The sequence below is a fragment of the Clostridium tagluense genome (assembly GCF_003865095.1).
In the GTDB taxonomy this organism is placed as follows: domain Bacteria; phylum Bacillota; class Clostridia; order Clostridiales; family Clostridiaceae; genus Clostridium_AD; species Clostridium_AD tagluense.
In genome coordinates, this window is record NZ_BHYK01000018.1 from 34388 (window position 1) to 60866 (window position 26479).

At 31.1% G+C, this 26479-nt stretch carries 21 protein-coding genes; 16 read left to right on the plus strand and 5 right to left on the minus strand.

Going from position 1 to position 26479, the window contains the following annotated elements:
• Positions 1–34: 34 nt before the first annotated feature.
• The 5 genes from Ctaglu_RS15420 to Ctaglu_RS15440 all read left to right on the plus strand — a co-directional run bounded on the left by Ctaglu_RS15420 (position 35) and on the right by Ctaglu_RS15440 (position 7074).
• On the plus strand, positions 35–1123 hold the full coding sequence (locus Ctaglu_RS15420; protein ID WP_125003264.1) for a DUF871 domain-containing protein: 1089 nt from the start codon (positions 35–37) through the stop codon (positions 1121–1123).
• 174 nt (positions 1124–1297) lie between these two features.
• Complete coding sequence (locus tag Ctaglu_RS15425; RefSeq protein WP_125003266.1) at positions 1298–2485, plus strand: hypothetical protein; 1188 nt, start codon at positions 1298–1300, stop codon at positions 2483–2485.
• An 18-nt stretch (positions 2486–2503) separates the two neighbouring features.
• Positions 2504–3187: a response regulator transcription factor gene (locus Ctaglu_RS15430; protein ID WP_125003268.1), complete on the plus strand. Its 684-nt coding sequence runs from the start codon at positions 2504–2506 to the stop codon at positions 3185–3187.
• A gap of 82 nt (positions 3188–3269) precedes the next feature.
• Positions 3270–4652 (plus strand): sensor histidine kinase, encoded by a 1383-nt coding sequence (locus Ctaglu_RS15435; RefSeq protein WP_125003270.1) that lies wholly within the window; start codon positions 3270–3272, stop codon positions 4650–4652.
• Positions 4653–4989: 337 nt separating this feature from the next.
• A complete protein-coding gene (locus tag Ctaglu_RS15440) occupies positions 4990–7074 on the plus strand; it encodes a methyl-accepting chemotaxis protein (RefSeq protein ID WP_125003272.1) in 2085 nt (694 codons plus the stop codon).
• A gap of 167 nt (positions 7075–7241) precedes the next feature.
• Here the strand turns inward: Ctaglu_RS15440 and Ctaglu_RS15445 are convergent, their stop codons facing one another.
• The gene (locus Ctaglu_RS15445) at positions 7242–7889 is read right to left on the minus strand and encodes a hypothetical protein (protein WP_125003274.1); all 648 of its coding nucleotides are present in this window, start codon (positions 7887–7889) and stop codon (positions 7242–7244) included.
• Positions 7890–8275: 386 nt separating this feature from the next.
• Here Ctaglu_RS15445 and Ctaglu_RS15450 point away from each other — a divergent pair, with 386 nt between their 5' ends.
• Together Ctaglu_RS15450 and Ctaglu_RS15455 are read left to right on the plus strand one after the other, a co-directional pair.
• Positions 8276–9409, plus strand: coding sequence for an SPFH domain-containing protein (locus Ctaglu_RS15450; RefSeq protein ID WP_125003276.1), 1134 nt, complete (start codon positions 8276–8278; stop codon positions 9407–9409).
• 76 nt (positions 9410–9485) lie between these two features.
• Positions 9486–10604, plus strand: coding sequence for a hypothetical protein (locus Ctaglu_RS15455; RefSeq protein WP_125003278.1), 1119 nt, complete (start codon positions 9486–9488; stop codon positions 10602–10604).
• 119 nt (positions 10605–10723) lie between these two features.
• Here the strand turns inward: Ctaglu_RS15455 and Ctaglu_RS15460 are convergent, their stop codons facing one another.
• Together Ctaglu_RS15460 and Ctaglu_RS15465 are read right to left on the minus strand one after the other, a co-directional pair.
• Complete coding sequence (locus tag Ctaglu_RS15460) at positions 10724–11719, minus strand: anti sigma factor C-terminal domain-containing protein (RefSeq protein ID WP_125003280.1); 996 nt, start codon at positions 11717–11719, stop codon at positions 10724–10726.
• The gene (locus Ctaglu_RS15465; protein WP_125003282.1) at positions 11712–12215 is read right to left on the minus strand and encodes an RNA polymerase sigma factor; all 504 of its coding nucleotides are present in this window, start codon (positions 12213–12215) and stop codon (positions 11712–11714) included. Before Ctaglu_RS15465 ends, Ctaglu_RS15460 begins: the two co-directional genes overlap by 8 nt.
• Before the next feature lie 206 nt (positions 12216–12421).
• On the opposite strand from Ctaglu_RS15465, the gene gpmA reads away from it, so the two are divergent.
• From gpmA to Ctaglu_RS15485, 4 genes are all read left to right on the plus strand, one after another.
• A complete protein-coding gene (gene gpmA, locus Ctaglu_RS15470; protein ID WP_125003284.1) occupies positions 12422–13159 on the plus strand; it encodes a 2,3-diphosphoglycerate-dependent phosphoglycerate mutase in 738 nt (245 codons plus the stop codon).
• 152 nt (positions 13160–13311) lie between these two features.
• Positions 13312–15069, plus strand: a complete 1758-nt coding sequence (locus tag Ctaglu_RS15475) for a sigma 54-interacting transcriptional regulator (RefSeq protein ID WP_233439807.1) — start codon at positions 13312–13314, stop codon at positions 15067–15069.
• 273 nt (positions 15070–15342) lie between these two features.
• Positions 15343–16581, plus strand: a complete 1239-nt coding sequence (thrC, locus tag Ctaglu_RS15480; RefSeq protein ID WP_125003286.1) for a threonine synthase — start codon at positions 15343–15345, stop codon at positions 16579–16581.
• A 29-nt stretch (positions 16582–16610) separates the two neighbouring features.
• The gene (locus Ctaglu_RS15485) at positions 16611–18098 is read left to right on the plus strand and encodes a pyridoxal-phosphate dependent enzyme (RefSeq protein WP_125003288.1); all 1488 of its coding nucleotides are present in this window, start codon (positions 16611–16613) and stop codon (positions 18096–18098) included.
• Positions 18099–18276: 178 nt separating this feature from the next.
• Here Ctaglu_RS15485 and Ctaglu_RS15490 read toward each other — a convergent pair whose 3' ends face one another.
• Positions 18277–18612 (minus strand): hypothetical protein, encoded by a 336-nt coding sequence (locus tag Ctaglu_RS15490; RefSeq protein ID WP_125003290.1) that lies wholly within the window; start codon positions 18610–18612, stop codon positions 18277–18279.
• A gap of 266 nt (positions 18613–18878) precedes the next feature.
• Here Ctaglu_RS15490 and Ctaglu_RS15495 point away from each other — a divergent pair, with 266 nt between their 5' ends.
• The 4 genes from Ctaglu_RS15495 (at position 18879) to uppP (ending at position 22635) form a co-directional block, all read left to right on the plus strand.
• Entirely contained in the window at positions 18879–19559 is a 681-nt protein-coding gene (locus Ctaglu_RS15495; protein WP_125003292.1) for a response regulator transcription factor, read from the plus strand.
• A gap of 2 nt (positions 19560–19561) precedes the next feature.
• The gene (locus tag Ctaglu_RS15500; RefSeq protein WP_185732733.1) at positions 19562–20935 is read left to right on the plus strand and encodes a sensor histidine kinase; all 1374 of its coding nucleotides are present in this window, start codon (positions 19562–19564) and stop codon (positions 20933–20935) included.
• Positions 20936–21089: 154 nt separating this feature from the next.
• Positions 21090–21770 (plus strand): VTT domain-containing protein, encoded by a 681-nt coding sequence (locus Ctaglu_RS15505; RefSeq protein WP_125003296.1) that lies wholly within the window; start codon positions 21090–21092, stop codon positions 21768–21770.
• Positions 21771–21846: 76 nt separating this feature from the next.
• A complete protein-coding gene (gene uppP, locus Ctaglu_RS15510; protein ID WP_125003298.1) occupies positions 21847–22635 on the plus strand; it encodes an undecaprenyl-diphosphatase UppP in 789 nt (262 codons plus the stop codon).
• A gap of 57 nt (positions 22636–22692) precedes the next feature.
• Here the strand turns inward: uppP and Ctaglu_RS15515 are convergent, their stop codons facing one another.
• On the minus strand, positions 22693–24153 hold the full coding sequence (locus Ctaglu_RS15515; protein ID WP_125003300.1) for an amino acid permease: 1461 nt from the start codon (positions 24151–24153) through the stop codon (positions 22693–22695).
• A gap of 420 nt (positions 24154–24573) precedes the next feature.
• Here Ctaglu_RS15515 and Ctaglu_RS15520 point away from each other — a divergent pair, with 420 nt between their 5' ends.
• On the plus strand, positions 24574–26349 hold the full coding sequence (locus Ctaglu_RS15520; protein WP_185732734.1) for an N-acetylmuramoyl-L-alanine amidase: 1776 nt from the start codon (positions 24574–24576) through the stop codon (positions 26347–26349).
• The last annotated feature ends 130 nt before the right edge of the window (positions 26350–26479 follow it).

A 26479-nucleotide genomic window follows, 5' to 3' on the forward strand; every position in this document is an offset into this window, starting at 1 on the left:
ATTTTCTGAAAATATAATTGTGGAGGCAATAAAAATGAATAAACTTGGAATTTCAGTGTACCCTCATAATGGGAACAAAGAAAAAAATTTAGCATATATTAAACTTTCAAGTGAATATGGATTTAAAAGGATGTTTACTTGCTTAATTTCTTTAGAGGATAGAAATTTAGAAAATAGCATAATTGAATTTAAAGAAATGGTGGCTTTTGCAAATGAATGTGGTATGGAAGTAATTGCAGATGTGGAACCAGCTGTGTTTGAAAAATTTGGAACGACTTTTAAAGATTTATCATTTTTTAAAGAACTAGGTGTATATGGTATAAGATTGGATTTAGGTTTTAGTGGGATAGAAGAATCTATTATGACCTTTAATCCCTATGGATTAAAAATTGAATTAAATATGAGTAATGGAAGCAAATATGTGGATAATATTTTATCTTATAAGCCTAATGTGGATAACATTTTAGGCTGTCATAATTTTTATCCTCATCTTTATACTGGATTAAGTTATGAACACTTTACAAAGTGTAGCAAACAGTTTAAAGAATTAGGCATTAGGACTGCTGCTTTTATAAATTCTAATGTAGCTAAGTTTGGACCTTGGCCTTTATCAGAAGGCCTTTGTACTTTAGAAATGCATAGAAATTTACCAATAGAAATACAGGCTAAGCATTTACTATGTACTGGAGTAATTGATGATATAATAATAGGCAATGCATTTGCAAGTGAAGAGGAATTACAAAAATTAAGTAGGATAAACAAGGATATGTTGCAATTTACAGTAGAATTGCAGGACAATATTCCGGAATTGGAAAGAAAAATTGTTTTGGAAGAGTTTCATTTCAATCGTGGTGATGTATCAGAGTATGTTGCTAGATCCACGCAAAGTAGAGTCAAGTACAAAAATTGCGAATTTCCCCCTTTTAACACTCCTGATATTAAAAGAGGAGATGTTTTAATTGAATCCTCCTTATATACAAGGTATGCAGGAGAACTTCAAATTGCATTAAAAGATATGAAAAATAGCGGTAAGACTAATGTGGTTGGAAAAATTGCAAAAGAAGAAATCTTTTTATTAGAATATTTAGAGTCTTGGATGAAATTTGGGTTTGTAGAAAAATAGCTATAATATCAATTGATAAAATTAACTGTAAAGTTAGCCTTATCAATTTTTTTTTGTTTTAGCCAAGAATTTTTTACTTTTCTCTAACTATTTTTTATTTCTATGTAACTATTTAATTTTAAATAAGGTTTAGAATAGAAGCATAGACAGGAAAAAAATTAAGGGGTGTTTTATATGAATAGAAAATCTATATTAACTTTATCGCTAGTGGCGTCTTTAATGTTTACAGGGGGATGTAGTGTACCAAGTCCAAGTGAAGTAATAGTGTCACCAAAAATATTAGAATCACAGGTTAAAAAGGAAGACATAAATTCAATAGCAAAACAATTTTTACCTATTAAATCAAAGCTAGTGGATGTATCAAAGATAGCTACCGGAAAGCCTGTTATTAAGGTGGATCTTGATAATGATAAAAAAGATGAAATTATAGGTTTTTTTAATACTCCACAATCCTTTCAAAATGGGTTTGTTGTAATTAAAGAAAAAGAAGGAAAATGGAATAAAATATATGAGCACAAAGGTCAAGGAAATGAAATATTAAAAAGTGAGTTTATAGATATGTATGGAAAGGATAAAAAAACTTTGCTATTTGGAAATCTCATTTCTACCAATGGAAGGGCGATATATAACTTATTTACCTTTAATGATGATAAGATAAACAAAGTGGATTTAGGAATATGGAATAAGATGGAGGTAGTAAGTGCTTCTTTAGAAAACGATAAAAAGGGATTTGTGTTTGCAGGATGGTCATTATATCTTCCGTATAAATGCTATGGAGTTTTTTTAATTAGATTTGATGGTGAAAAACTTACCTATGCTAAAGATTTATATCCACAATATTTCAAAAAAGTAGTAAAATATTACAAAGACATAATGTCTAAGGGTTCCAACGATGTTTCACATTGGTATTTTTTAGCTAATGCACAGGTGAAATCAAATATGTATAATGATGCTCTTAATTCTATTAAAAAAGGTATTGATGCTATGAATGATGAAAATGGACCATCTAAAGGATTTGAAGATGATTTTTCTGTACTAAAGGCACAGGCACTAAATGGGCTTAAAAAGTATAATGAAGCAAAGCAGTTATCTGAAGAGGTGGCTATAAAACAACTTAAGAAGCTAGACAAAAATAAAAAGGATAAAGACGATAAAGATAGCTTAGGGTACATACAAGAAGAAAATATATTACAAGATATTTATTTGGGACTTGTAAAGTCATGTTATGGGCTAAAACAAGATGATGAGGGACTACAATATTACCAAAAATATTTGGTTATAGCTAAAAACCTTCAAAAAAAGGAATTCTATATATGTAAAGTTGTAAAAGAAAGTATAGAGCCATTAGATGAAATAAAATAATGATTTGGGGTGGAATTAATGAATGAAAAGGTTCTTGTTGTTGAGGATGAAAAACACATTAGAGATTTTATAACTTTAAATTTGTCTTTAAGTAGATTTCAAGTTATAGAAGCATCCTCAGGGGAAGAAGGGTTAATTAAGTATGAAGCTGAAAAACCAGATGTAGTAATTCTTGATATATTGTTACCTAATATAGATGGCTATGAAGTATGTAAAAGATTAAGAGAAACCTGTTGCCTTTGCTGTATAATAATGCTAACAGCAAAGGCACAGGATATGGATAAAATAATAGGGCTTGATATTGGGGCTGACGATTATATGGTCAAGCCCTTTAATCCTATGGAACTTATATCAAGAATAAATGCTAATTTAAGAAAAATAAAAAGAAATAACCTTAATTCAGATGTTCTTATCTATAGACAATTGAAACTTAATAAATCATCCCAAAAGTTTTATAAAAATCATTTAGAAATAGAATTCACATTTAGAGAGTTTTCTCTTATAGAAGTATTTATGGAAAGTATAAACAAAGCACTTTCTAGGGAAAAACTTTTAGATTTAGCTTGGGGAGAAGACTTTTTTGGAGAGATAAAGACTGTTGATGTTCATGTAAGGAGAATAAGAGAAAAAATAGAAGATAATCCATCAAAGCCTATTTATATACAAACAGTTTGGGGAGTGGGGTATAGGTTTGGGAAATAAGGCACATAAAAACAAATAACAAGTCAAAGATGCTAGCATACTGAATTTTTATTTATTTTTATGTGTTAAAGGAGGGAATGCGTTGAGAAGTATTAAGACAAGGCTTACAGTAAGTTACTTAATACTTATAATTTTAATTGTAGTTATATTTGAGTCCATACTTATGGTTAGTATAAAAAAATATTATAATAATACCATTGAAAATATATTAAAGAACCAAGCTGAGATTTCAAGTAATTTTTACGGAAAATATTTTGCGGATACAGATATTTCAACGGCATCTAATGATATAACAGGTAATTTCTCTTATTTAACAGACGCAGAAATTCAGATAGTGGATACAAATGGAATTGTAATTAATGATAATAAAGGAGTTTCAACTGGGATAAAGATAAAATCTCCAGACATTGACCAAGCAATAAAAGGGGGAATAGGGGTATTCAAGGGCAAATCAAAAGAAAGCCAAGAAAGTATAATGGCAGTTTCAAAGGCTTTAACATCAAATGGTAAAGCAGTTGGAGTTATACGATTTATAACATCAATGGAAATGGTAAATAAACTACTTAAAAATATATTTTTTATGTTTGTGCTAATAGGAGTCCTTGTTATTTTAGCCACAGCAATACTGAGCCTTATCATGTCGAAAACAATTGTAGAACCGTTAAAAACTGTAACAAATGCAGCTAAAGAAATGGCTAGTGGTAAATTTTCAACAAGAGTAGATAAAAAATATAATGATGAAGTAGGTATAATGGCGGATACTTTAAATTATATGTCTGAGGAAATATTAAAAAATGATAAATTGAAAAATGAATTTATCTCATCCATATCACATGAACTTAGGACACCATTAACATCTATAAAAGGTTGGGCTTTAACATTAAAAAGGAAAGAATTTATTGATGAGGTTAAAAAAGAAGAAGCACTTAATATTATAGTTGAAGAAAGCGAAAGATTATCACTAATGGTTGAGGAACTTCTAGACTTTTCAAGATTTCAATCTGGCAGGATTACTCTTCACATAGATAAAATTGATATAGGAAAACTTTTAAAAAATATAATTATGGAATTTCAGCCAAGAGCACAGAAAAGTGGAATTATACTAACTTACAATATTTGCGAAACGATACTTATTGATGGAGATAAAAACAGGCTAAAACAAGTTTTTATCAATATACTAGATAATGCATTGAAGTTTACAAATGAGGGGGAAGAAATTTGTATATGCTATGTAGAGAATGAGGAAAATATAGCAATAACTATTAAAGATAACGGTATAGGAATAAATAAAGAAGATTTAAAAAACATTACCAAAAAGTTTTACAAAGGAAATTCAAAAAAATCAGGAAGTGGACTGGGACTTGCAATATCAAATGAAATAGTAAATCTACATAAGGGTGAATTAAATTTTGAAAGTGAATATGGAAAGGGAACTAAGGTTGAAGTTAAATTGCTTAAAAAATAAGCAGAGCATCAAATGTAGTTTTTATTGTGGTAATTGAATCATACTGAGCAAGGTGGCCTTACTCAGTTGATTTACATAAGGTATATAGACTAGCTTCTTAGGTAGTCTATATACATTTTTGGCTTTAAAAATTGTTCTCTCGGGTGCTTCCATTATAGTAACTAGTGTGTCTGACAAGAAGAGACACTTAGTTATTTAGGAAATAATTGATAATGAAAAAAGGAGTTTAATTAATGAATTTTATCTTAAGAATGATGCTAATGTAAAAAAACATATAAAGGATTTTAAAATAAAACCGATAAATGTATAAACTAAAAATAAAAATTAGGAGGAAATTATGAAACAAGCTAAAGATTCAAGCTTTACATTATTTAATAGAGCAAAGAAAATAAATACAATTATATTAACATCAATTTTACCTGTATTTTTAATAACTGTTATGGCTATAGGAATCTTTGCTTATAATAATTCGAAAAAAACAATAAACAGTGAGATTGAGCAAAAAATGACTCATCAATTGAAAGAAACAATAAATTCCATACAAACAGACTTACAAAAAAATGGTCAAATTCCAGCTTCAATATCAAAAAGTGTGGAATCTATGGGTAAAATCATGAAAAAAGATAATTTTGTTTCTCTTACACAAAAGAGTATAAGTACCAATGAAGACACTTTTGGACTCGGAATATGGTTTGAACCTTATAAATACGATGCAACTTTAAAGTATTTTTCGCCATATGCATTTAAAGAAAATGGAAAACCCAAATATTCAGATGAGTATATAACTACACAATATGAATACACTAAAGAGGAATGGTATACTTTAGGTAAAGATACTAATAAGGTTGTTGTTTGGTCTTCTGCATATGTTGATGCCGTAACTAAGATTGCTATGGTAACAGCTACAGCTCCTTTTTATGATGACAATCATAATTTTATTGGAGTTACTACAGCTGATATGAGTTTAGTAGCCATTCAAAAAAAAATAGCTGGAATTAAGGTTGGTAATGCTGGGAAAGCCGTCCTTTTAAGTGGTGACGGAACATATTTAGCAGGTACTAGCAAAGAAAATATAATGAAATTAAAGGTTAGTGATAATTCTAATAAAGCTATAGCTGAAGTAGGTCAAAAAATTGTAAAAGATAAAAATGGGAATGCTGGGTATAAAGATGTGGACGGTAAAAAACAAGTCTATTATGAATTAGTACCGGAAACAGGTTGGATAGTTGCATTAGTAATGCCTGAAAGTGAACTTTATGCATCACTCCAAAATCTATTGTTAAAGATTACTGCAATTCTAATAGTAGCTTCAATTTTAATTATTATCGTAGTTCTTCTATTTAGTTCATACATAACAAAAAACATAAAGAGGGTAAATGATCTTTCTTTCGCTATTGCAGAAGGGGATTTAACGAAGATATTAGATATTAATAGTAAAAATGAATTAGGGGAAATGGGAAGTAATTTAAATAAAATGACTAATAATTTAAGAAAGCTAGTTACGAGTACCATAGAAAGTTTAGAACAGGTTGTAGCAACATCAGAAGAGCTTACAGCAAGTTCAGATCAAACTCAGGAGTCAGCAGAAGAAATATCACTCGCTATTCAAAAGGTTGCCAAGGGAAGTGAAAAGCAGGTAGTAATTGCCCTTGATGCATCAAGAGTAGCAAAAGAGATATTTAAAGGTATAGAACAAATATCACAAAATGTTCAAGAAGTTACCAATGTTTCACTAGCTACATTTACCAAAGCTGAAAAAGGTAATGGAGTTGTAAATTCTGCTGTCCAGTATATGAATAATATTAGTGAAAAAGTAGCTATTTCATCACAAGTAGTGTCAGTATTAGGAGATAAATCTACGGAAATAGGAAGTATAGTATCCTCAATAACGTCTATTGCAGAGCAAACTAATTTACTCGCTTTAAATGCAGCTATTGAAGCGGCTAGAGCAGGGGAGCAAGGTAGAGGTTTTGCTGTTGTTGCTGATGAAGTTAGGAAACTTGCAGAGCAATCAGCGAGGGCTGCAGGAAATATATCTGGATTAATACATGAAATTCAAAGTGAGATTGTAAATGCGGTGCAAGCTATGAATAATGGTACTATAGCTGTGAATGACGGAACTAGAATGGTTAGTGAGGCAGGTAAATCCTTTGCAGATATATTGCAGGATGTTAATTCTATGTCATCTCAGATGCAGGACATAGCTGCTGTAGTAGAAGAAATAAGTGCAGGTACCCACAATATGCTTGAGGGTGTTGAAAATGTATCGAGAATATCTAATGAATCATCAGAAAATTCTCAAAATGTATCAGCTAGTTCACAGCAGCAGACAGAATTAATGAAAGAAGTAGCGAGTGCTGCTGAAAACTTAACTACCATGGCTGAAGAATTACAAAATTCCATGAGCAATTTTAAATTGTAATGCTTTATGATTTTTCGAAATACAAAAAAAGGGAGTTCATTTAATGAACTTCCTTTTTTAAAATATATATCATTATTTTAACGACATTTCCGCAGGAGATGATTTAACTCCTGAAAAACAATTGTACTTAAATATCTAATGCTAATGAAGAGTTTGAATGTAGCTTCTTAGGTGAAATATGCTAGATTAATTATATCTTTTGAACGTCTTTGATTCCAAAGTAAGTCTAAATTTATATCTCGACGCTCCCCATAGGTGGAAACTGAAAGATAATATATATTATATTTTGAATTAAGCAATAAATCAGTAATAGTCATCCAGTGCCAAGTATATTCTTTGAATTCCACTAGTGGGTGTTTAAGAACTAGGATAGCAATGGGAAGTTTTTGAGATAGCGCCTTAGAGATAAAGTTTATAGCGTCTTGCATAGTAGAGGCATTATCATCTAAAATATGAGGGACCAAAGATACACCTCTTTTTTTTGCAAAAGCTAAAACACTATCAGAGAACTTTCGAACAGAGGTAAGTCCAAAGATTCCTGGCTTTACGTATTTTCGGATTTCAATCATATGAAAAGTAAAATCCACCTTATTTGCAATACCCTTATAGGGATATAGCGCATGATATTTATCCTCAAAAGTTTGAGCTAAATATGCAGTTATATTTGCTGCAGCAACAGGGCCACAACCGCTAAGTTTATGAAATTTCTTTGGAAACCAGTACTGGCTTCCACCATAATATGAAGTTTTTGAATCATATATATTAAATTGAATCTCTTCAAAGTTAGTACTTTTAGGCGTAATGAAACTTTCCATGGTTATCACCCCTTTATAGGATTTTTAAATTATTTTGTATTAGATTGCAATAGTCAAGATTGATTTTGTTTATTATCTAATATACTATAGTTCTTATTAGGTGTAAACAAGGTTAATATGGAATATAAATAAGATAAAGTTTGTGAATTTAATATATTATATTCTTAATTATAAAATGGCTCATATTTATATAAAGTATACTCATTCATTTTTAGTAAGTTAAATTATAAATATATATAGCAAAATAATAATGGTACCGCTTATGGGGTGTTTATAAGAAATAATGTCGTAAAAAAGGGATTTTGTAAGTGGGTATAGAAAATTATAAATAGATGAATTTATTAAAATTGTTATGTGCTCTTAAGGATTAATAGGAGGTTTTATATATGGGATTATTTGACTTTATTAAAAATCAATTTATTGAAGTAATAGAATGGACTGATAATACTACAGATACAATGGTATATAGATTTCCCGTAGAAAACAAAGAGATAAAAATGGGAGCGCAATTAACTGTAAGAGAATCTCAACTTGCGGTATTTGTTAACGAGGGTGTTATAGCAGACGTATTTTATCCAGGTAGATATACTTTATCTACTGAAAACATGCCTATAACTACTAAGCTAAAATCATGGAAGTATGGCTTTGATTCTCCTTTTAAAGCAGAAGTGTATTTTGTTAATTCAAAACAATTTACAGATCAGAAGTGGGGTACGTCAAATCCTATAATGATGCGTGATAAAGAGTTTGGAATGCTTAGATTAAGAGGATATGGTATTTATTCTTATGGAGTTGTTAATGCTGAAATATTCTTAAAAGAGGTTTTTGGAACTAATCAGCAGTTTGATACTGAAAGCATTTCAGGACAACTAAAACGTACTATTTTATCAGGTATTACAGATTTATTAGGTGAATCTAAAATAGCTGCACTGGATCTTGCTATGAATTATGATGAGTTAAGTGAGCAAGCTAAAAATAAATTACAACCTAAATTTTATGAATTTGGATTTGAGCTTAAAACCCTAATAATTGAAAATATATCTCTTCCAGAAGAAGTTGAAAAAGTTATGGACAAGAGAACCTCTATGGGAGTGCTTGGAAATCTAAATCAGTATACTCAATATCAGGCTGCAGAAGCAATAAGAGATGCTGCTCAAAATCCAGGTGGTATGGGTGGCGTAGGAGCTTCCATAGGAGCTGGGGCAGCTATTGGTAATATTATGGCAGAATCACTAAAAGGAAATTCGTATTCGCAAAATTCTTCTGAGATTAGTACAGTTGAATGTCCTCATTGCCATTCAAAAGTATCCAGCAATCATAAATTTTGTAATGCATGTGGAAAATCATTAGAACAGTTGAAGAATAAATGTAATAAATGTGGAGCAGATGTTGATAGTAATGCAAAATTCTGCCCTGAATGTGGTTGTTCTCAGAATTTAGAAAAGTTTTGCTCAAATTGCAGAGCTAAAATGTCCCCAAGTGCAAAGTTTTGCCCTGAATGTGGAACTTCAAATGCTTAAATCTTAAAAAATACTATGAGGGAAAATATATTAGCTTAATGATAATTTTTCAAGAGATGTATTAGGGGGAGAGAATATGGGTGAAACACCTTGTGCTGAAAATAATACTATTAAACAGGAACAAACAGAACGTTTTCTTTGCTCATCTTGTGGTGGAAACATGGTATTTGAGCCTAAAAAACAAAAATTAGTATGTCTATATTGTTCAAATGAAAGTGAAGTTAACTTTGAAAAAACAAATATAATTGAAAATGACTTTTATATTGCAGAGAATACTAAAAATAAGAACTGGGAAAATGAAAAAAGAATAATTAAGTGTGAGAGTTGTGGAGCGCAGACCTTGCTTGATGAAAATAGTACTGCACAGTTTTGTGCCTTTTGTGGTTCTTCACATATAATAAAAACCCAGGAAGTTGCAGGTATAGTGCCAGAGTCACTAATCCCCTTTGTTATATCCAAAGATGCTGCAGGAGTATTATTTTCAAATTGGATAAAGAAGTTATTTTTTGCTCCTAGAGCACTTAAATCTAATTATAATATGAACAAAATGAAGGGGGTATACATACCTTTCTGGACATATGATAGCCATACATTTTCAGATTATACTGCAGAAAGAGGCACCTATTACTATGTAACTGAAACTGAATGGGTTGAGGAGGATGGTGAAAGAAAGCAGGTTACAAAGCAAGTTAGAAAAACATCATGGAGCTATGTATCTGGAGATTATTCTAAGTTTTATGATGATATTTTAATTAATGCGTCAGCGCAAATTAATAATCATATAATAAGTAAATTGGAACCCTTTAATCTAAAGGAACTTGTCTTGTATAAACCAGAATTTTTATCAGGGTTTTTAGCTGAAAGGTATAGCATAGATTTAAAATCAGGTTGGAAAATAGCTGAGGAGAAAATAGAAAGTGATTTAAGTGGTGAAATTAGGCAACATATAGGTGGAGATGAAGTCAGAAACTTAAGCTTTTCAACTGCCTATGATGCTATAAAATTTAAGCATATTTTATTACCTATATGGATTTCTGCGTATATTTATAAAACTAAGGTATACAGGTTTATGATAAACGGGCAAACCGGTGAAGTTGATGGTGAATCTCCAGTTAGTACTGTAAAAGTAATGTTACTAATTTTAGCTATTCTAGCTGTTATTGGTGGAGCATATTTTTATTTTTCAAATAAGTAGGAGGTAGCCTATTTTATAAATAAGCCTTATAAAGAATTAAGAACATAAATAAACAAAAGCTGTCTCACCTAGAAAATATTTTCTTGGTAAGACAGCTTTTTTAGTGAATATTTCAAAAATCAATATTTACTTGTAATTACTCCGAAGGAGGAAGCTTTAATAGCGGGGTTTCCTATTAATACTTTAAGTTCGGATTTTGTGCCATACACTATAACGCCGAGGATTGGTACACTATTGTAGTCTTTATAGCCTTTAGCCATCATTGCGTTGTATATTAAGTTGTATTTTTCTAGTTTTGAATTTTTTAGTAACTTTAATAAGTCAGTATATCCTGTTTCAAAGTGTTGGGGTTTAACATTTACGCCGAGGGCATTATGCTCATCTATATAAGCACCATTGCTAGAGGATAGATCTGCTTCTTGTTTGCTTGTTTTCATATCTTCATTTGTAAAAGCATCTAGCCAGTACCAGGATATATTAAATTTACTATTATTTAAAAAAGATATTAACTCATAATGCTTGTATGGTTTATCAAAAGATATAGCTACTTCAATAAGTTTATCATCTGAAAATTTATCTAAATTACTTAAGTCATCTTTATATCCTTTATAGTTAATTTCAGGGTGAAAGAACATCATTCTTCTATAACCATTCTCTGAATAATTAACAGGCCAGCCATCTTGGGGTTCATTTATAGTGGGTCCGCCAGAATATCTAGTTAGAGGAAAATTGGGCGAATACCCTAAAAATTTTAATACAGGGTTGTTGAGAGAATAACCAAACATAGAAGGTATTTCCCGTATTACTACAGACTTATAACCTATAGCTTTAGAGACTTTGTAAGTGCCTTTACCACCTAAAAACCCAATATTATCTATAGATTGACTTATAAAACCATTTGGTACAGAGAGTTTAACGAATTCTTCATTATCCTTGAAGGATTGTTCACTCATTTTTAAACTTAGCTTAGTATTAAAATAAGAACCTAGAGTTATTACAATGATTGTCACAACTAAAGATATTATAGCGGTCCTTATTGTTGATTTTATTTTTCCCATTTTAATTGCCTTATTTAATTTCTTTTCATCAAATAATTGATCTAAGTTATCATTCATGCATTAACCACTCCTTTTCAAATTTTTTCCTAGATCTATATAGGTAGGTTTTAACTACAGTTTCCTTAATTCCTAAAAGTGTTGCTATGTCTTTATAAGAAAGTTCCATTTCATACTTTAAAATTAGCAAATTCTTATTTCCATCTTTAAGTTTATTAAGACAATTTTTAACTTCATTGCATCGTTCTTTTAAAAGTAGCCTTTCTGTGAAGTCTTCCTCCTTTGTAAAATTGTTGTAAAATTCTTCTTCATCAATACTTAGTAGGTATTGCTTTTTATGTTTTTTTATTCGGTTTCTAAATTCATTAAGAGCTACCGTAAACAACCAGGAGGAAAGTTTTTCTTTTGATATGCCATCCATGTATTGCATTGCCTTCAGAAAGCTATCTTGAATAATATCTTCAGACTCTTCTTTTGTGCATCCATTTTTAATTAGATAGCCAAAAATAATTTTGGCTTGTCTTTTATATAAATCCAATAACAACTGGCTATCCATCTTTCCCTCCTTTTTTAGTATCTTTAAAAGCTCCTTATACTAATAAGACAATTTTATCATTAAAAGGTAAACAAAGTTAATAAAAAATATTTGAATTTATTTTTATACAGTTGGTTTTAGCTTTATTGGATATGTACAATGATTTGGAGTATAATAATCTAAATACAAATAATCGTAGTATATAAATTAGTAAAGGAGTGATTAAGTTGATTAAGCTTGTATTAATAAGACATGGTGAAAGCCTTTGGAATAAAGAAAATAGATTTACCGGTTGGACAGATGTAGATTTATCAGAGAATGGTTTAATTGAGGCAAGGAAAGCAGGTGAAATTCTTAAACAAAATGGATATGCCTTTGACATAGCATATACTTCTGTATTAAAAAGGGCAATTAGAACTCTTTGGATTGCACTGCATGAGATGGATTTAATGTGGATTCCTGTATATAAGTCATGGAAACTCAATGAAAGGCATTATGGCGCTCTGCAAGGGTTAAACAAGACGGAAACTGCAGAAAAATATGGAGATGAACAAGTTCATAAATGGAGAAGATATGTAGACGTAAGACCACCAGAACTTTTGAAAACTGATGACAGATATCCAGGGAAGGAATTAAAATATAGTGAATTAAGAGAAGACCAGATTCCTACAACTGAAAATTTAGAGGATACTATAAAGAGGGTAATGGAGGAATGGTTCCAGGAAATAGCCCCTCAAATTAAAGAAGGTAAGAAGGTTATAATTTCTGCACATGGAAATACTTTAAGAGCACTAGTAAAATATCTGGATAACATATCCAGTGATAATATTGTAAATTTGAATATACCTACAGGAATTCCACTTGTATATGAACTAGATGATAATTTGAAGCCTATTCGTCATTATTATTTAGAGCTAGATGGCAAGTTGCCTCAAGATGCAATTCCAAAAACATTTAAGGAATAAAATTAGACTTGCAATACTAAAAAAAGCCTGTATCTTAATTTACTTACTAATTAAGATATAGGTTTTTTATGTCTTTACTTAAATATACAAAAAGTTTAAAATCAGTATTAGGTACAGTTTAAATTATTATTTGCGAAGGAGGAATAACAGTATTGAACTCCATATTGAAAAACATACAGGAAGCAGTAATTAAATATGCAAATATTATATCCCAGATTCTTCAGGTAGAAGTTGAAATAGTAGATGATAATTTAATTAGAATAGCAGGTACAGGAATCTATAAAGATAAAATAGATGAAGATATATCGAAAGAAGGGTACGTTTATAGAAAGGTTATAAAATCTGGAGAATCACAGATTATATATGAGCCAGGAAAAGATAAACTTTGCATCCCTTGCCCTAAAAGAGAACTCTGCGGAGAAGAATTTGAAATGAGCACACCTATAAAGTTAAATGAGGACACTATAGGGGTAATTGGTTTAATATGTAGTAACAACGATCAAAAGGAACATCTAATGGCAAGCTTTGATATATACATGGCCTTCCTTCATCAGATTTCTGAGTTTATAAGTAGTACCGCCTATGAAAAAAGAGAAAAAATGAGAGCACAGACCTTGCTACAACTTCTGAATTTTGTTGTAGATAAAATTGAGCAGGGTGTAATTATACTAGACAAAGACAATTGTATTACCAATATAAATGAAAATGGTTTAAAAGAACTAAATTTATCAGGAAATTTTATAAATCATAAAGTTCAAATTAAGATAGGTGGAGATAACGTTTTTGATCTTCAGGAATACAAACTAATGGTAGATAAAGAGGTTTTCTTTGTTATTGGTAGCATATACCCTATAAAATTTAATGAAGCGCAATATGATAGGATGTTTTTCTTTCAGGATGCAAAAAAATTCAAAGAAAAGTTATCAAATTTTACGGCCTTTAATAAAATAATAAAGAGTGTGGACATTTTTGGGAAATCAGAACAAATTTTAAAATTAAAGCAAAAGGTTAAGAAAATTGCAATGTCTTCATCTACAGTTCTTATAACTGGAGAAAGTGGTACTGGAAAAGAGATGTTTGCAAGAGCTATACACGATGAAAGTAACAGGAAGGACAAGCCTTTTATTGCTATAAATTGTGGTGCTATTCCAGATATGCTTCTGGAAAGCGAACTTTTTGGATATGCGAAAGGCGCATTTACAGGTGCAGATCCTATGGGTAAAATGGGCAAGTTTGAATTCGCGAGTAAAGGTACCATATTGCTAGATGAGATTGGGGATATGCCTCTTTACCTTCAAGCTAAACTCTTAAGAGTCCTGCAAGAGAGAAGTATTACAAGAATAGGTTCAAATAAAACTATTGATATCGATGTTAGGGTGATAGCCGCAACAAATAAAGATTTAGTAAAAGCCATAAAGGAAAACAAATTTAGAGAGGATTTATACTATAGATTAAATGTAATCCCTCTTGAAATTCCTCCACTAAGAGAAAGAAAGGAAGACATAAAACTACTTATAGAAACTTTTATTGAAAAATATTGCAGTTTATTCAATAAAAACTTTTTAGATATAAAATTAGGGGGTGACATATGGCAAATATTTTATAACTACGAATGGCCAGGTAATGTACGAGAACTAGAGAATACTGTGGAATATATTATTAATATGATGGGTACTGATGGTATAATAACAAAAGAAATTTTACCTAAAAGTATTTTTCATAATACAATTAATATTTTTAATAATGAGGATGAGATATATACACTTAAATATCTTGAAAAAAACGCTATAAAAAATGCACTGGAAAAGTGCGGTGAAACCACTGAAGGTAAAAAAAATGCAGCTATGAAACTTGGTATAGGAATAGCGACATTATATAGAAAAATCGAAGAATATAATTTATCAAAATGATAAATTATTATTCATTAACACTTTGAAAGATTGAAAATTCAGAAAAAGAGTATTTTTATCATAATGATAATATTTATCATTATGATATTTTTTTTTTAAAAATTGAAAAAATACCTACTTTAAGCGTTGATATCAGCTATGTAGCTACTCCATAATTTGGCACAATTGTTGCTTGGTAAATTATAGATTCACAATTTAAATTTCTCATATATAAGTATGAATAAACTTGTCTTTACAGCTTGTGTAAAAAAATAAAAAAGGCAGAGGTGAAACATGAAAAAAATTAAGTACTTGAAATGCTCTAAATGTGGAGCGGTTGTAAGCGAAGAAGTCATGTATAATTGTCCTCATTGTGGCACTTCCGGCACCCTTGATGTCATTTATGATATGGAGCTCATTAAGAATGAGCTGACTAAAGAATATTTAAAGGAAAACAAAAATACTAATATATGGAGGTACCTACCAATTCTTCCTTTGGAGGGATTAACAGGAGCGGCACCGCTTCAAATAGGAATGTCGCCTTTATATAAATCTAGCAGACTTGAAAAACTTTTAAATATAAAAAATATTTATGTGAAAGATGAAGGAAGGAATCCTACTGCCTCCTTTAAGGACAGAGCTTCAGCAGTTGGTATTGCGAAAGCTATTGAACTTAAAAAAAATGTGATATGTGCTGCTTCAACAGGCAATGCAGCATCTTCAGTATCTGGCTTTGCCGCTTGTATGGGAATTGAAAATTATATTTTTGTTCCAGAGACAATTCCAGAAGGAAAGCTTGCACAACTTTTAGTATTTGGAAGCAAAGTAATCCTAGTAGATGGAGATTATGACACAGCCTTTGATTTTTGCCTAAAGGCAGTAGAACATTTTGGATGGTATAACAGAAGCTGCGCCATTAACCCATATTTGGTTGAGGGAAAGAAAACTGCAGCTTTTGAAATATGTGAGCAGCTAGATTTTAAAGTTCCTGATAAGGTAATTATGTCCGTTGGTGATGGTTGCTCTATTGCAGGAGTGTGGAAGGGTTTCAAAGAATTCTATGACCTTGGGTTAATTGATAAGCTACCAGTAATGGTATCAGTACAAGCTGAGGGGTCAAATCCTGTGAACAGAGCGTTTAGAAACAATAAATTCGAATTTGATTATATAGCTCCAAAAACAATAGCAGACAGTATTTCTGTAGGTATACCTAGAAATGGATACAAGGCACTTAATGCCCTAAATGAAAGTAAGGGAATTGCGGTAGATGTAAGTGATGAAGAAATATTAAATGCTATGACAGTTCTTGCAAGACATACAGGGGTATTTGGAGAACCTGCGGGTGTAACAGGTTTTGCAGGACTTATGAAACTAGCAGGTGAAGGAGCTATAGGGCCAGATGAGAGTGTAGCCTTTATCGTTTCTGGTAGTGGCCTCAAGGATGTAAAATCTGCTCAAATGGCAGTTTTAAAGCCAGACAAGGTAAAACCACAATTAGATTTGCTTATAAAATATTTTGAAGAAAATAAATAAAATTATATATACACAGAGGAGGATTTTAAGTGAAAAATTTAATAGATTTAACAATCAATGAAGATCAACTTAAAAAAACCGTACAAAGTGCTAAAGAAAGAAATGTTGTAATACCAACTTTTGCTCAGATGAAGGACCCAAGCAAGATCCCAGCTGAAATTAAAGAGAAATTAAAAACCACTGGTTTATGGGATATTGATCCTGTTAATTTGTTCAGAATTTCTTGGAAAAATCAACCTGTAAAAGAGGGTGGATTGTACAACGATTTACCAAACTATATAGAAATTCCTTCTGAAATATCAGGTGTTAAGGCAAGGATTTTTGCTATGGTTGGAAAGTACTTTCCAGTTGGATGTCATAAGGTTGGAGCAAGTTTTGCTTGCCTAGTTCCACGTTTAGTTACTGGACAATTTGATCCTACTTATCATGAAGCAGTTTGGCCATCAACAGGTAATTACTGCCGTGGTGGAGCTTACAATTCTGCATTACTAGGATGCAAAGCTGTTGCGATATTACCTGAGAATATGAGCAAAGAACGTTTCGACTGGCTTTCAAAAGTAGCTGGGGAAGTTATTGCAACTCCTGGTTGTGAAAGTAATGTAAAAGAAATTTATGATAAGACATGGGAACTTAGAGAAACTAGAGATAACGTTGTTATATTTAATCAGTTTGGTGAACTTGGTAATCATTTGTGGCACTATGAAGTAACGGGTAATGCAATGAACGACATTGTTAAAGCTGAAGCCGGTGAAAATGGAAGACTTGCCGGTGTATGCTTAACCTCAGGTTCAGCAGGTACACTTGGAAGTGGAGACTTCTTAAAAGATCAATACCCAAATGCTAAAATTGCAGTTGGCGAAGCACTTCAATGTCCAACACTACTTAATAATGGCTTTGGAGATCATAGAATTGAGGGTATTGGTGATAAACATATTCCTTGGATTCATAATGTCCGTAATACAGATATGGTTGTTGCTATTGATGATAATGATGCATTAGCAATGTTTAAATTATTTAATGAACCAGCTGGTAAGGCCTATTTAAAACAGCAAGGTATTTCAGAAGATCTAACTTCTAAACTTTCATATGTTGGTATATCTGGTGCCGCAAATATCTTAACTTGTATTAAATTTGCTAAGTATTATGAGTTAACGGAAAATGATATGGTAATGACTGTTCTTACAGATTCTGCAGAAATGTACGGATCAAGACTTGCAGAAATGCAAACAGAAAGAGGCAGGGATTATTCAGAAGTTGATGCTGCAATCGACCATAACAGAAGTGTTTTAGGTGTTAGAACAGACAGCATGGAAGAGTTAACATACCAAAGTAAAAAACGCATTCACAATCTTAAGTACTACACTTGGATTGAACAACAAAAGTACGATTTGGATGAGTTAAATGCACAATGGTATGATTATGATAATTATTGGGGTGAATTACATCAAATGGGACCAGAACTAGATAAATTAATTGAACAATTTAATGAGAGAACTGGACTTACAAAGACGAAATAATCCAAAAAAAACAGAAGTTATCGTCTCAGCAAATTTAGTGAAAAGCAAATAAAATATAAAACGCCAGTTGGTTTGCAGATTAAAATGCAACTTGCCTGGCGTTTTTTGATGATTAGCTTTTTAAAGCTTGTCCTACAAAAATGATTACTTTAATAAACTAAAAATTGATTTTATAATTTTAGCCCTTAATTACAGGTACTTCTTTTTCCCATTCAGCAATGTATTTAGCAAATTCCTCTTTCATAACAGGTATGCGAGTTGCCACCTCACCACAGTGAAGGCATTTGTCATTTTTAAATCCTTGCTCAGAACATTTATTTGAAAATTCTTGGTCACATCCATAGTTTCCACATTCTGAACATCTGAATATAGGGTTTTTACAAGGATGCTCATCTTTATTTCCGGTACAGATGGCAATATTTGCTTTTTCTCCATCTGTCATTTCAATATGACGTTTCTGATTCATATGGCCGCCTCTCATCCAGTGTTTGTTATTTGCGAATATTTTTGGCATAAAAATCACTCCTTCGTATAATTATTTTTGTGTGAATAGTATGATTATTGACCTAATAGATACTAATGTCAATGGACAAATTATTAAATTTTATTATTAAAATTATTTATAATTCAACGGGGAGTTATGGAATCTTCACCAAATTTAAATAGTGAATAAAGAAAAGATGGGGATGAATATGGCTAAGAATGTGATAATAGTGTATATTAGTAATATATAGTGGGCTATTAGCTCGCTATTTTACAGTATAAAAGGATGGTGTTATCTTGAAGGATTTTAGAATTCTTTTAGTGGAAGATGAAAAACTAATGTCAATGTTCGTTGAAATGGAATTAAATCATGAAGGATATAATGTTGATTTAGCCTTGGATGGACGAGAAGGTCTAAATATAGCTGAGGAAAATCAATATGATTTAATACTTCTTGATATTATGATACCAGGAATTAATGGAATTGAGGTTTGCAGAAGAATAAGACAATCGTCCATGGTACCTATAATTATGCTTACTGCAAAAAGCGATATATCAGACAAGGTCTTAGGTCTGGATGTAGGTGCAAATGATTATCTTACAAAGCCCTTTGCAATAGAAGAATTATTGGCAAGAATAAGAGTGTATGAAAGGAATAAATCCATAAGCAATAACAGAGATGAAATCAAAGTTAGAGATATTGTCATGGATAATAAGGCTCATAATGTTAAGCGAGATGGCAAGGAAATTGAACTTACCAAAAAGGAGTATGACCTTTTAGAGATGCTGTTAATAAATAAAGATGTTGTGCTTACACGCGCACAATTAATTGAGAAGGTATGGGGTTATGACTACATAGGGGATACTAATGTAGTAGATGTGTTTATTAGGTATTTACGAAGTAAAATTGATGATGGATTTGAAGATAAACTTATAACTACTATAAGAGGGGTAGGATATGTTGTTAAAGGTGAATAATTATGAATTTTAAAATCATTAAAAGTGCAAAAGTTTCTGTAAAATTAACTATAGTTTATGCTGTGATGTTCTCACTCGTATTGCTGATTTTAAATGCTTCAATATTATATGGGACAAAATATTACTTGTACAGCCAGGCAAATAAGCAAATAGATGATGTTAAAATAATGGTATTAAATAAGGCTGTGTCAAAGACAAAGCAGGTAGATTTATCCGATGAAAAAATAATTTCAGATGTTCCATCTAAAGAAAATATATCCATAAGGATAGTAAAAGAAGATGGAAAGGTATTAAACATATCAAAGGAATTTAATTATAGTATTAAAACTGAAGAACCACTTGATAAAGTGAAAAAATTCAAAGAGAATGATAAGCATCTGGTATTTAAAAATTTAAGAATTGAAACTGTGAAAAATGGACCTGCGTATATTCAAATAGTGAAGGATATGGAGAATGAATATGACTTCATGAAAATTCTATTTGCACTTATGGCAATAGCTGACTTTATAGGGATTATTGCTTCGATTATATTAGGATATAGTATAAGCAAAAAAATGTTGGAACCTATTGATTATATAACTAAAGCTGCTGATAATATTAGTATTAATAATTTAAGGGAAAGAATAGAGGTCACAGGTCCCGATGATGAACTTAAAAGACTAGGTAATACTTTTAATAAAATGATAGATAGGCTCCAGGGAGCTTTTGACAGGCAAATTCAATTTGTATCCGATGCATCCCATGAGCTTAGAACTCCTATTGCAGTTATTCAAGGGTACGCAAACCTACTTGATAGATGGGGGAAAGATGATAGGCAGGCCTTAGAAAAATCTATTCATGCTATTAAGCTAGAAAGTAGTAATATGGAAAACTTAGTTGAAAAACTATTATTTCTTGCAAAAGGTGATAGTGGAAATCAAATAATAGAGAAAAGTGAATTTTGGCTAAATGAGCTTATTTCCGAAGTGGTGACTGAAAGTGTGCTTATAGATCCTAGTCACATAATATCCAGTGGAAAAAATGATGCTGCATTTATATTCGCAGATTATAAAATGATAAAGCAAATGCTTAGGATATTTATTGAAAATAGTATTAAATTCACACCAGAACAAGGGAAAATTGATATAAGTTCAGAAATTCAGAATAAAACAGTAAAAATTACTGTTAGTGACAGTGGCGTAGGAATACCAAAAGGCGAAATTCAAAATATATTTGAAAGATTTTACATTGTAGATAAATCTAGATCTAAAGAAAAAGGTGGCACAGGCCTTGGACTATCTATTGCTAAATGGATTGTAGAGGTGCACAAAGGAACTATAAATGTAGAAAGCAAGGAAGGTAATGGAACAAAAATAAGTATAATATTAAACATCTAGATTTCAGATTTATCTGTTATCTAGGTGTTTTTTATTATTGATATCATACTTCTTAAGCTAAATCTAAGACTCTTTTAATCTAATTTTAATGTTTAAAATATATAATATAAAAATTGGAAGATTAGAAGCAACTTTCAACGAAAGGGGAAAAAATATGGGTATTGTAATTAACCTTATAAATGCATTAATGCATATTGATAAGTATTTAGCTTTAATAATACAGCAGTATGGAATATTAACATATGTTATTCTTTTTTTAATTATCTTCATTGAAACAGGATTGGTTGTTATGCCAATTTTGCCAGGAGATTCAATGTTATTTGCAGCAGGAGCACTTGCAGGGATTGGATCAATGAATATATTTACTCTTTTAATAGTAGTATATATTGCAGCGATACTGGGGGATACTGCTAATTATCATATTGGTAAAAAGATTGGGAAAAAGATACTCGCGAAAGAGGAAGTAAGGTTTATTAACAAAGAGTATTTAAAAAAAGCTCAGGAATTTTATGAAAAACATGGTTCAATGACAATAGTAATAGCAAGATTTATTCCTATAATTAGAACCTTCGCACCTTTTGTAGCTGGTATTTCCGAAATGAATTACTCAAAATTTATACCTTATAATATGATTGGTGGTGGAGTATGGGTAAGTTTATTCTTAGGCATGGGTTACTTCTTTGGTAATCTATCTTTTGTGAAAAATCATTTTTCTTATGTGCTAATAGCTATAATAATTATTTCATTACTGCCTGGAGCTGTAGTGTTTATAAAAGAAAAGAGAAAAAGAAAGAGAAATAATGAAGATGATATCCTTAGCACAGAGAGCAGATAGCTCATGAAAAGTTCGTTGTTTTTATAAAAAAATAGTATAAAATCATTATAAAATTTTAAAGCAGAGGAGGATGTATATGAATATTTTACAAGCTATTGTTTATGGAATAGTACAGGGAATTGGCGAGTTTCTCCCGATATCTAGTACAGCTCATTTAGTATTAATTCCATGGATTTTTGGATGGAATGATCCTGGCGTTGCTTTTGATGTAGCATTACATCTAGGGACTTCAGCAGCAGTAATTCTATTCTTTTGGAAAGATTGGATTAAATTAATTAATGCTGGAATTCGCAAACCTAAATCAAAGGATGGAATGTTATTTTGGCTACTTGTTTTAGCTACAATTCCTGGCGGTTTATTTGGAGTTCTATTAGATAAATATATGGAAGTCTTTAGAAATCCTGCGCTTATTGGAGTTACGCTTATTATTTTGGGTATAATATTATATTATGCTGATAAAAATAGTGATGAAAAAATTAAATTAGAAGATATTGGACTTAAAAGAAGTCTTATAGTTGGTATTTCTCAAATATTTGCAATAATACCAGGTGTATCACGATCAGGCATTACTATGTCTGCAGGACGTTATTTAGGAATGGAAAGAGAAGCTATAGCTAAGTTCACTTTTCTACTATCAACTCCCATAATAATTGGAGATGCATTATATCATGCCACAAAAATGGGAACGGTTACCATAGATAAAACTCCATTTATTGTAGCTGTTTTAACAGCTGCAGTAGTAGGCTTTTTAAGTATTAAATTTTTACTGAATTATTTAAAGACTAAAGGATTTGGGGTATTTTCAATATATAGATTTGTTTTAGGGGTTGTAGTTATAGTTACATATTTTGCTAGATTAAAATAATAGAAGTAACAAAAGAGCTAAAGCGTGCACGCTTTAGCTCTTTTGCTACAACTTTCTTTAACTTATATCCTCTGACCCATTTATAGCATTTTTCTTATTAGATATCTTTGCAATTAAAGGTAGGATAAGTCCGAGTCCCAAAAGAACAAATGGTGTTAATAAATTAAGTACAAGTTGGAAAGTATACTCTGATGTGTTTGCTTTTGATTTTGGAAACATTCCCATGATACATGCAAATGCTGTAAATGAAAAACACCACAAACCAATGAAGAAGGCTATCTTATCATTTTTTATAAATTTATATTCAGATAAGAATTTCTTTTTAGCAAAGCCTCTTAAAGCCATATATGCTAAGAATACCCACAAATACCTTATTGGCATAACAATTGAGTTTAGGTCTAATAACCAGTTGAATAAAGTATTCATATCTCCAATACCTAAGGCTGGTACAATTATTAAAATTCCAACTAAAACTGCAGTCATTTTATATCCATTAATTGGAGCTCCATATTTATTTGTTTTCATTAGGCTAGCAGGAATGTATTTTTTATCTCCCTCTGCAAATAATATTTTTAAAGGGGCATCAATTGAAAATGCTAATGCAGAAATTTGAGCTAGCATATTTGCAATTGCATATAATATTAAAAGTAAGTTTCCTACGCCATAGTAGTTACCCAATGTTTTAAATGCATAGTACTGGCCATTCATTTTTAAATCTACTGGGATGTTATTTGCATCAAACATCATTCCCATTGCAACTGAACCCAGTAGTGCTGATACTGCAACCATTATTGCAAGTGCAATCATTCCCTTGGGGAAATTTTTTGATGGCTCTTTAGTATCGTTAACATAAGGTGCTATTTTTTCACAGCCACCTACTGCAAACACTAGCATAGATATTGTAGTAAAATATGCAAAGTTAAAGTCTGGAATAAATGATTTTAATGTTATGTGTGCTGTTGCAATTTTTACTCCTGTAATTGAGGGTGCTGCAATCATCATCACTATGTATAGCATTGACATTACAAATACGGATATCCCCGCTATGGTTCCTATTTTCTTCAAGGAATTAACACCTCTTGAAGCAAACCATAGGAAAAAAAGAAATAGTAATAATGTTATTGATTGCAGCACCAGCGGACTAAAACCTTTAATGAATTTTCCGTTTTGTGTTGTTACCCAACCTAGTGCTATTAAAATTGACTGAGGTTTTTGTGCTAAATAGGGTACATGCACTACCCAATAAGTCCATCCTGCGAGATAAGCCAGTTTTGGACTCATTGTAGATTTTATCCATGTACTAACGCCTGCTTTACCATCTTTAAATGTAGAACCTAATTCCCCTACCATTAGTGCATAGGGTATAAAATATAATGAAATAATAAGTACCCATGATCCAACAACTTTTAAACCTTGATTGGCAAAGTTATTAACAACATTTCCAAATCCCCATACCATAACAAAAGCTATAAGTGCCAGATTTTGCCACGTAAGCTTTTTAACCCCTGTCTCGTTCATATTATGAACTCCCTTCAATTAATTATTCGAAACGTTTACAAAGAATGTATTTCTCCAAAATTTTCCTGGATATTTAGTATGATAACATTATTCGTACTATTTTGCAATATTTCATGCTAATCTTTTTGAAATCTGAAATATTTTATGTCGTTTTTCAATTCAATATATATTTTTTTAAATAATTTGTGCTTTGCGATTTTTCTTAGTAATAGAATTACTATCAAAGATTAAAGCCTCATAATAAATTTTAATATATGTTTTAAATTTATTAAAAAAATGTCTATAAAACATGGAGAAGAGAATAAAAGTGTAGTATACTTAACTCAGAATTGATACCACAAATTACAATCATATTTAAAATTATACAAAATATAATATAATTAATTAAATATGAAAACTATGGGGAGTCGGGAGGGCTATATGAAAAATATTTTTAAATCATTTTTAATTGTAATATTAACTTTTGCATTGTGTATACCTATGCAAATAATCGTTAAGGCTAGTACGTATACGGATATAGGAACTAAAAATAATGTGGTGGTTAGTAAACCTTGGACAGTGAGTTTTAATAAATCACTGAGTTCTAATACTGTGAATACCACAAATATTAAGGTGCTTGGAGAGGCGAATAAAAACATAGACGTTGATGTTAGTTTAGCTAATAACAATAAAAATGTAATAGTAAAGCCCATAAAAAATTATGAAGCTAATAGTGAATACACTTTGATAGTGACAGAAAAAGTTAAGTCTTCGGATGGGAAGGATCTTCCTAAAGAAGTTAGAATGAATTTTAATACTGAAAGTGCAGCTACAAAGCCAAGTGAGTTTACTGTATGCATTGATCCAGCTCAGTACTATAAAGATATAACTGGTAAAAATGGTGCGAAAGCTAAGGATGTAAATTTAAATACAGCATTAAAACTAGGTAATATACTAAAAACAAAAGGATTCAATGTAGTATATACTAGAGATAGTGATTCAGTAACTTGGGACAAGCTTAATGAGGATGAGGCAAAAGCTGCAATAGCGAAGAAGGCAAAAGCCGATGTATTTTTAAGTATAAATACAAATGCATATTCTTCAGATACTGCAAATGGAATTGAAACATATTACCTATCTGATATTAGCAATAATAAAGTGTTAGCAGAGCTAATGCAAAGCGAACTTATAAAAGCAACAGAAGCTAAAGATAGAGGAATAAAAGCAGCAGGTAAAGAAGAAAATTTGGCAATATTAAATAAATTAAATTGCCCTGGGGTAGTTTTGGAATTGGGCTTTTTAAGTAATCCAGAAGAAGAGATATTACTAACTAATGCAGATTATCAAAATAACGCTGCAAAGGCTATAGCGAATGCGCTAATGAAATATACGGGTTTTGCAAATACAGATACTAGTTATGATTCTCTTTTTCAAATATCTTCAGTGGGAGATACAATTGTTAATTTAGAAGTTGGTGGCAAATATGCATTTCCTAAAACTATACTTGCTACTATGACTAATAACTCAAAAAAAGAGGTTGGAGTAGAATGGCTTCAAGATTTAGTTTCTTTTGCTAAGTCAGGTACTTATACCTATGAAGGCGTTATAAAAAATTATGATAAGAAAGCTAAAGTTATAATTAATGTAAAAGAGGCAGTTAAAAACAAGTATAGTGTAGTTCTAGATGCAGGTCATGGGGGAGCAGATTCAGGAGCAGTAGGACAAATGGGAACTAAAGAAAAGACTATAGTGCTAGCAATTACTTTAAAAGTAGGAAATATATTAGCTAAGAATGGTGTTGGAGTTACTTACACAAGAACAACTGATAAAACTCAGGGTCTTCAACAAAAATGTGATGTTTCAAATAATGCTAAGCCAAATTATTTTGTAAGTATTCATGCAAACAGTTATTCAGCGCCTACAGTTAGTGGCATCGAGACCTTTTATAAGAGTGGTAGTGCAGCTGGACAAAAGTTGGCTCAGGCTGTTCAAACTGAATTGATTAAAGCAACTGGAAGAGTGGATAGAAAGATTAAAACTGCAGGGTTTTATGTTTTAAATAATACAAATGCTACGGCTATATTGGTAGAAACATCCTTCGTTTCTAATCCAACAGAGGAAAAACTATTAGTTACAGAGGCCTACCAAACAAAGGTAGCTCAGGCAATTTCAACGGGAATTCTTAAGAGTTTAGGAATAAGTAAAATAGTATTTTAAAGAGATATAGTGAGTTAAAAAAGAGTGGAATAGATTTCACTCTTTTTTCGCTACCAATATGTATAATTGTCTTATAATTAAATTGTAGATTATGTTTAAGTTTTATGTTAGAAATGTCCAACATAAATTT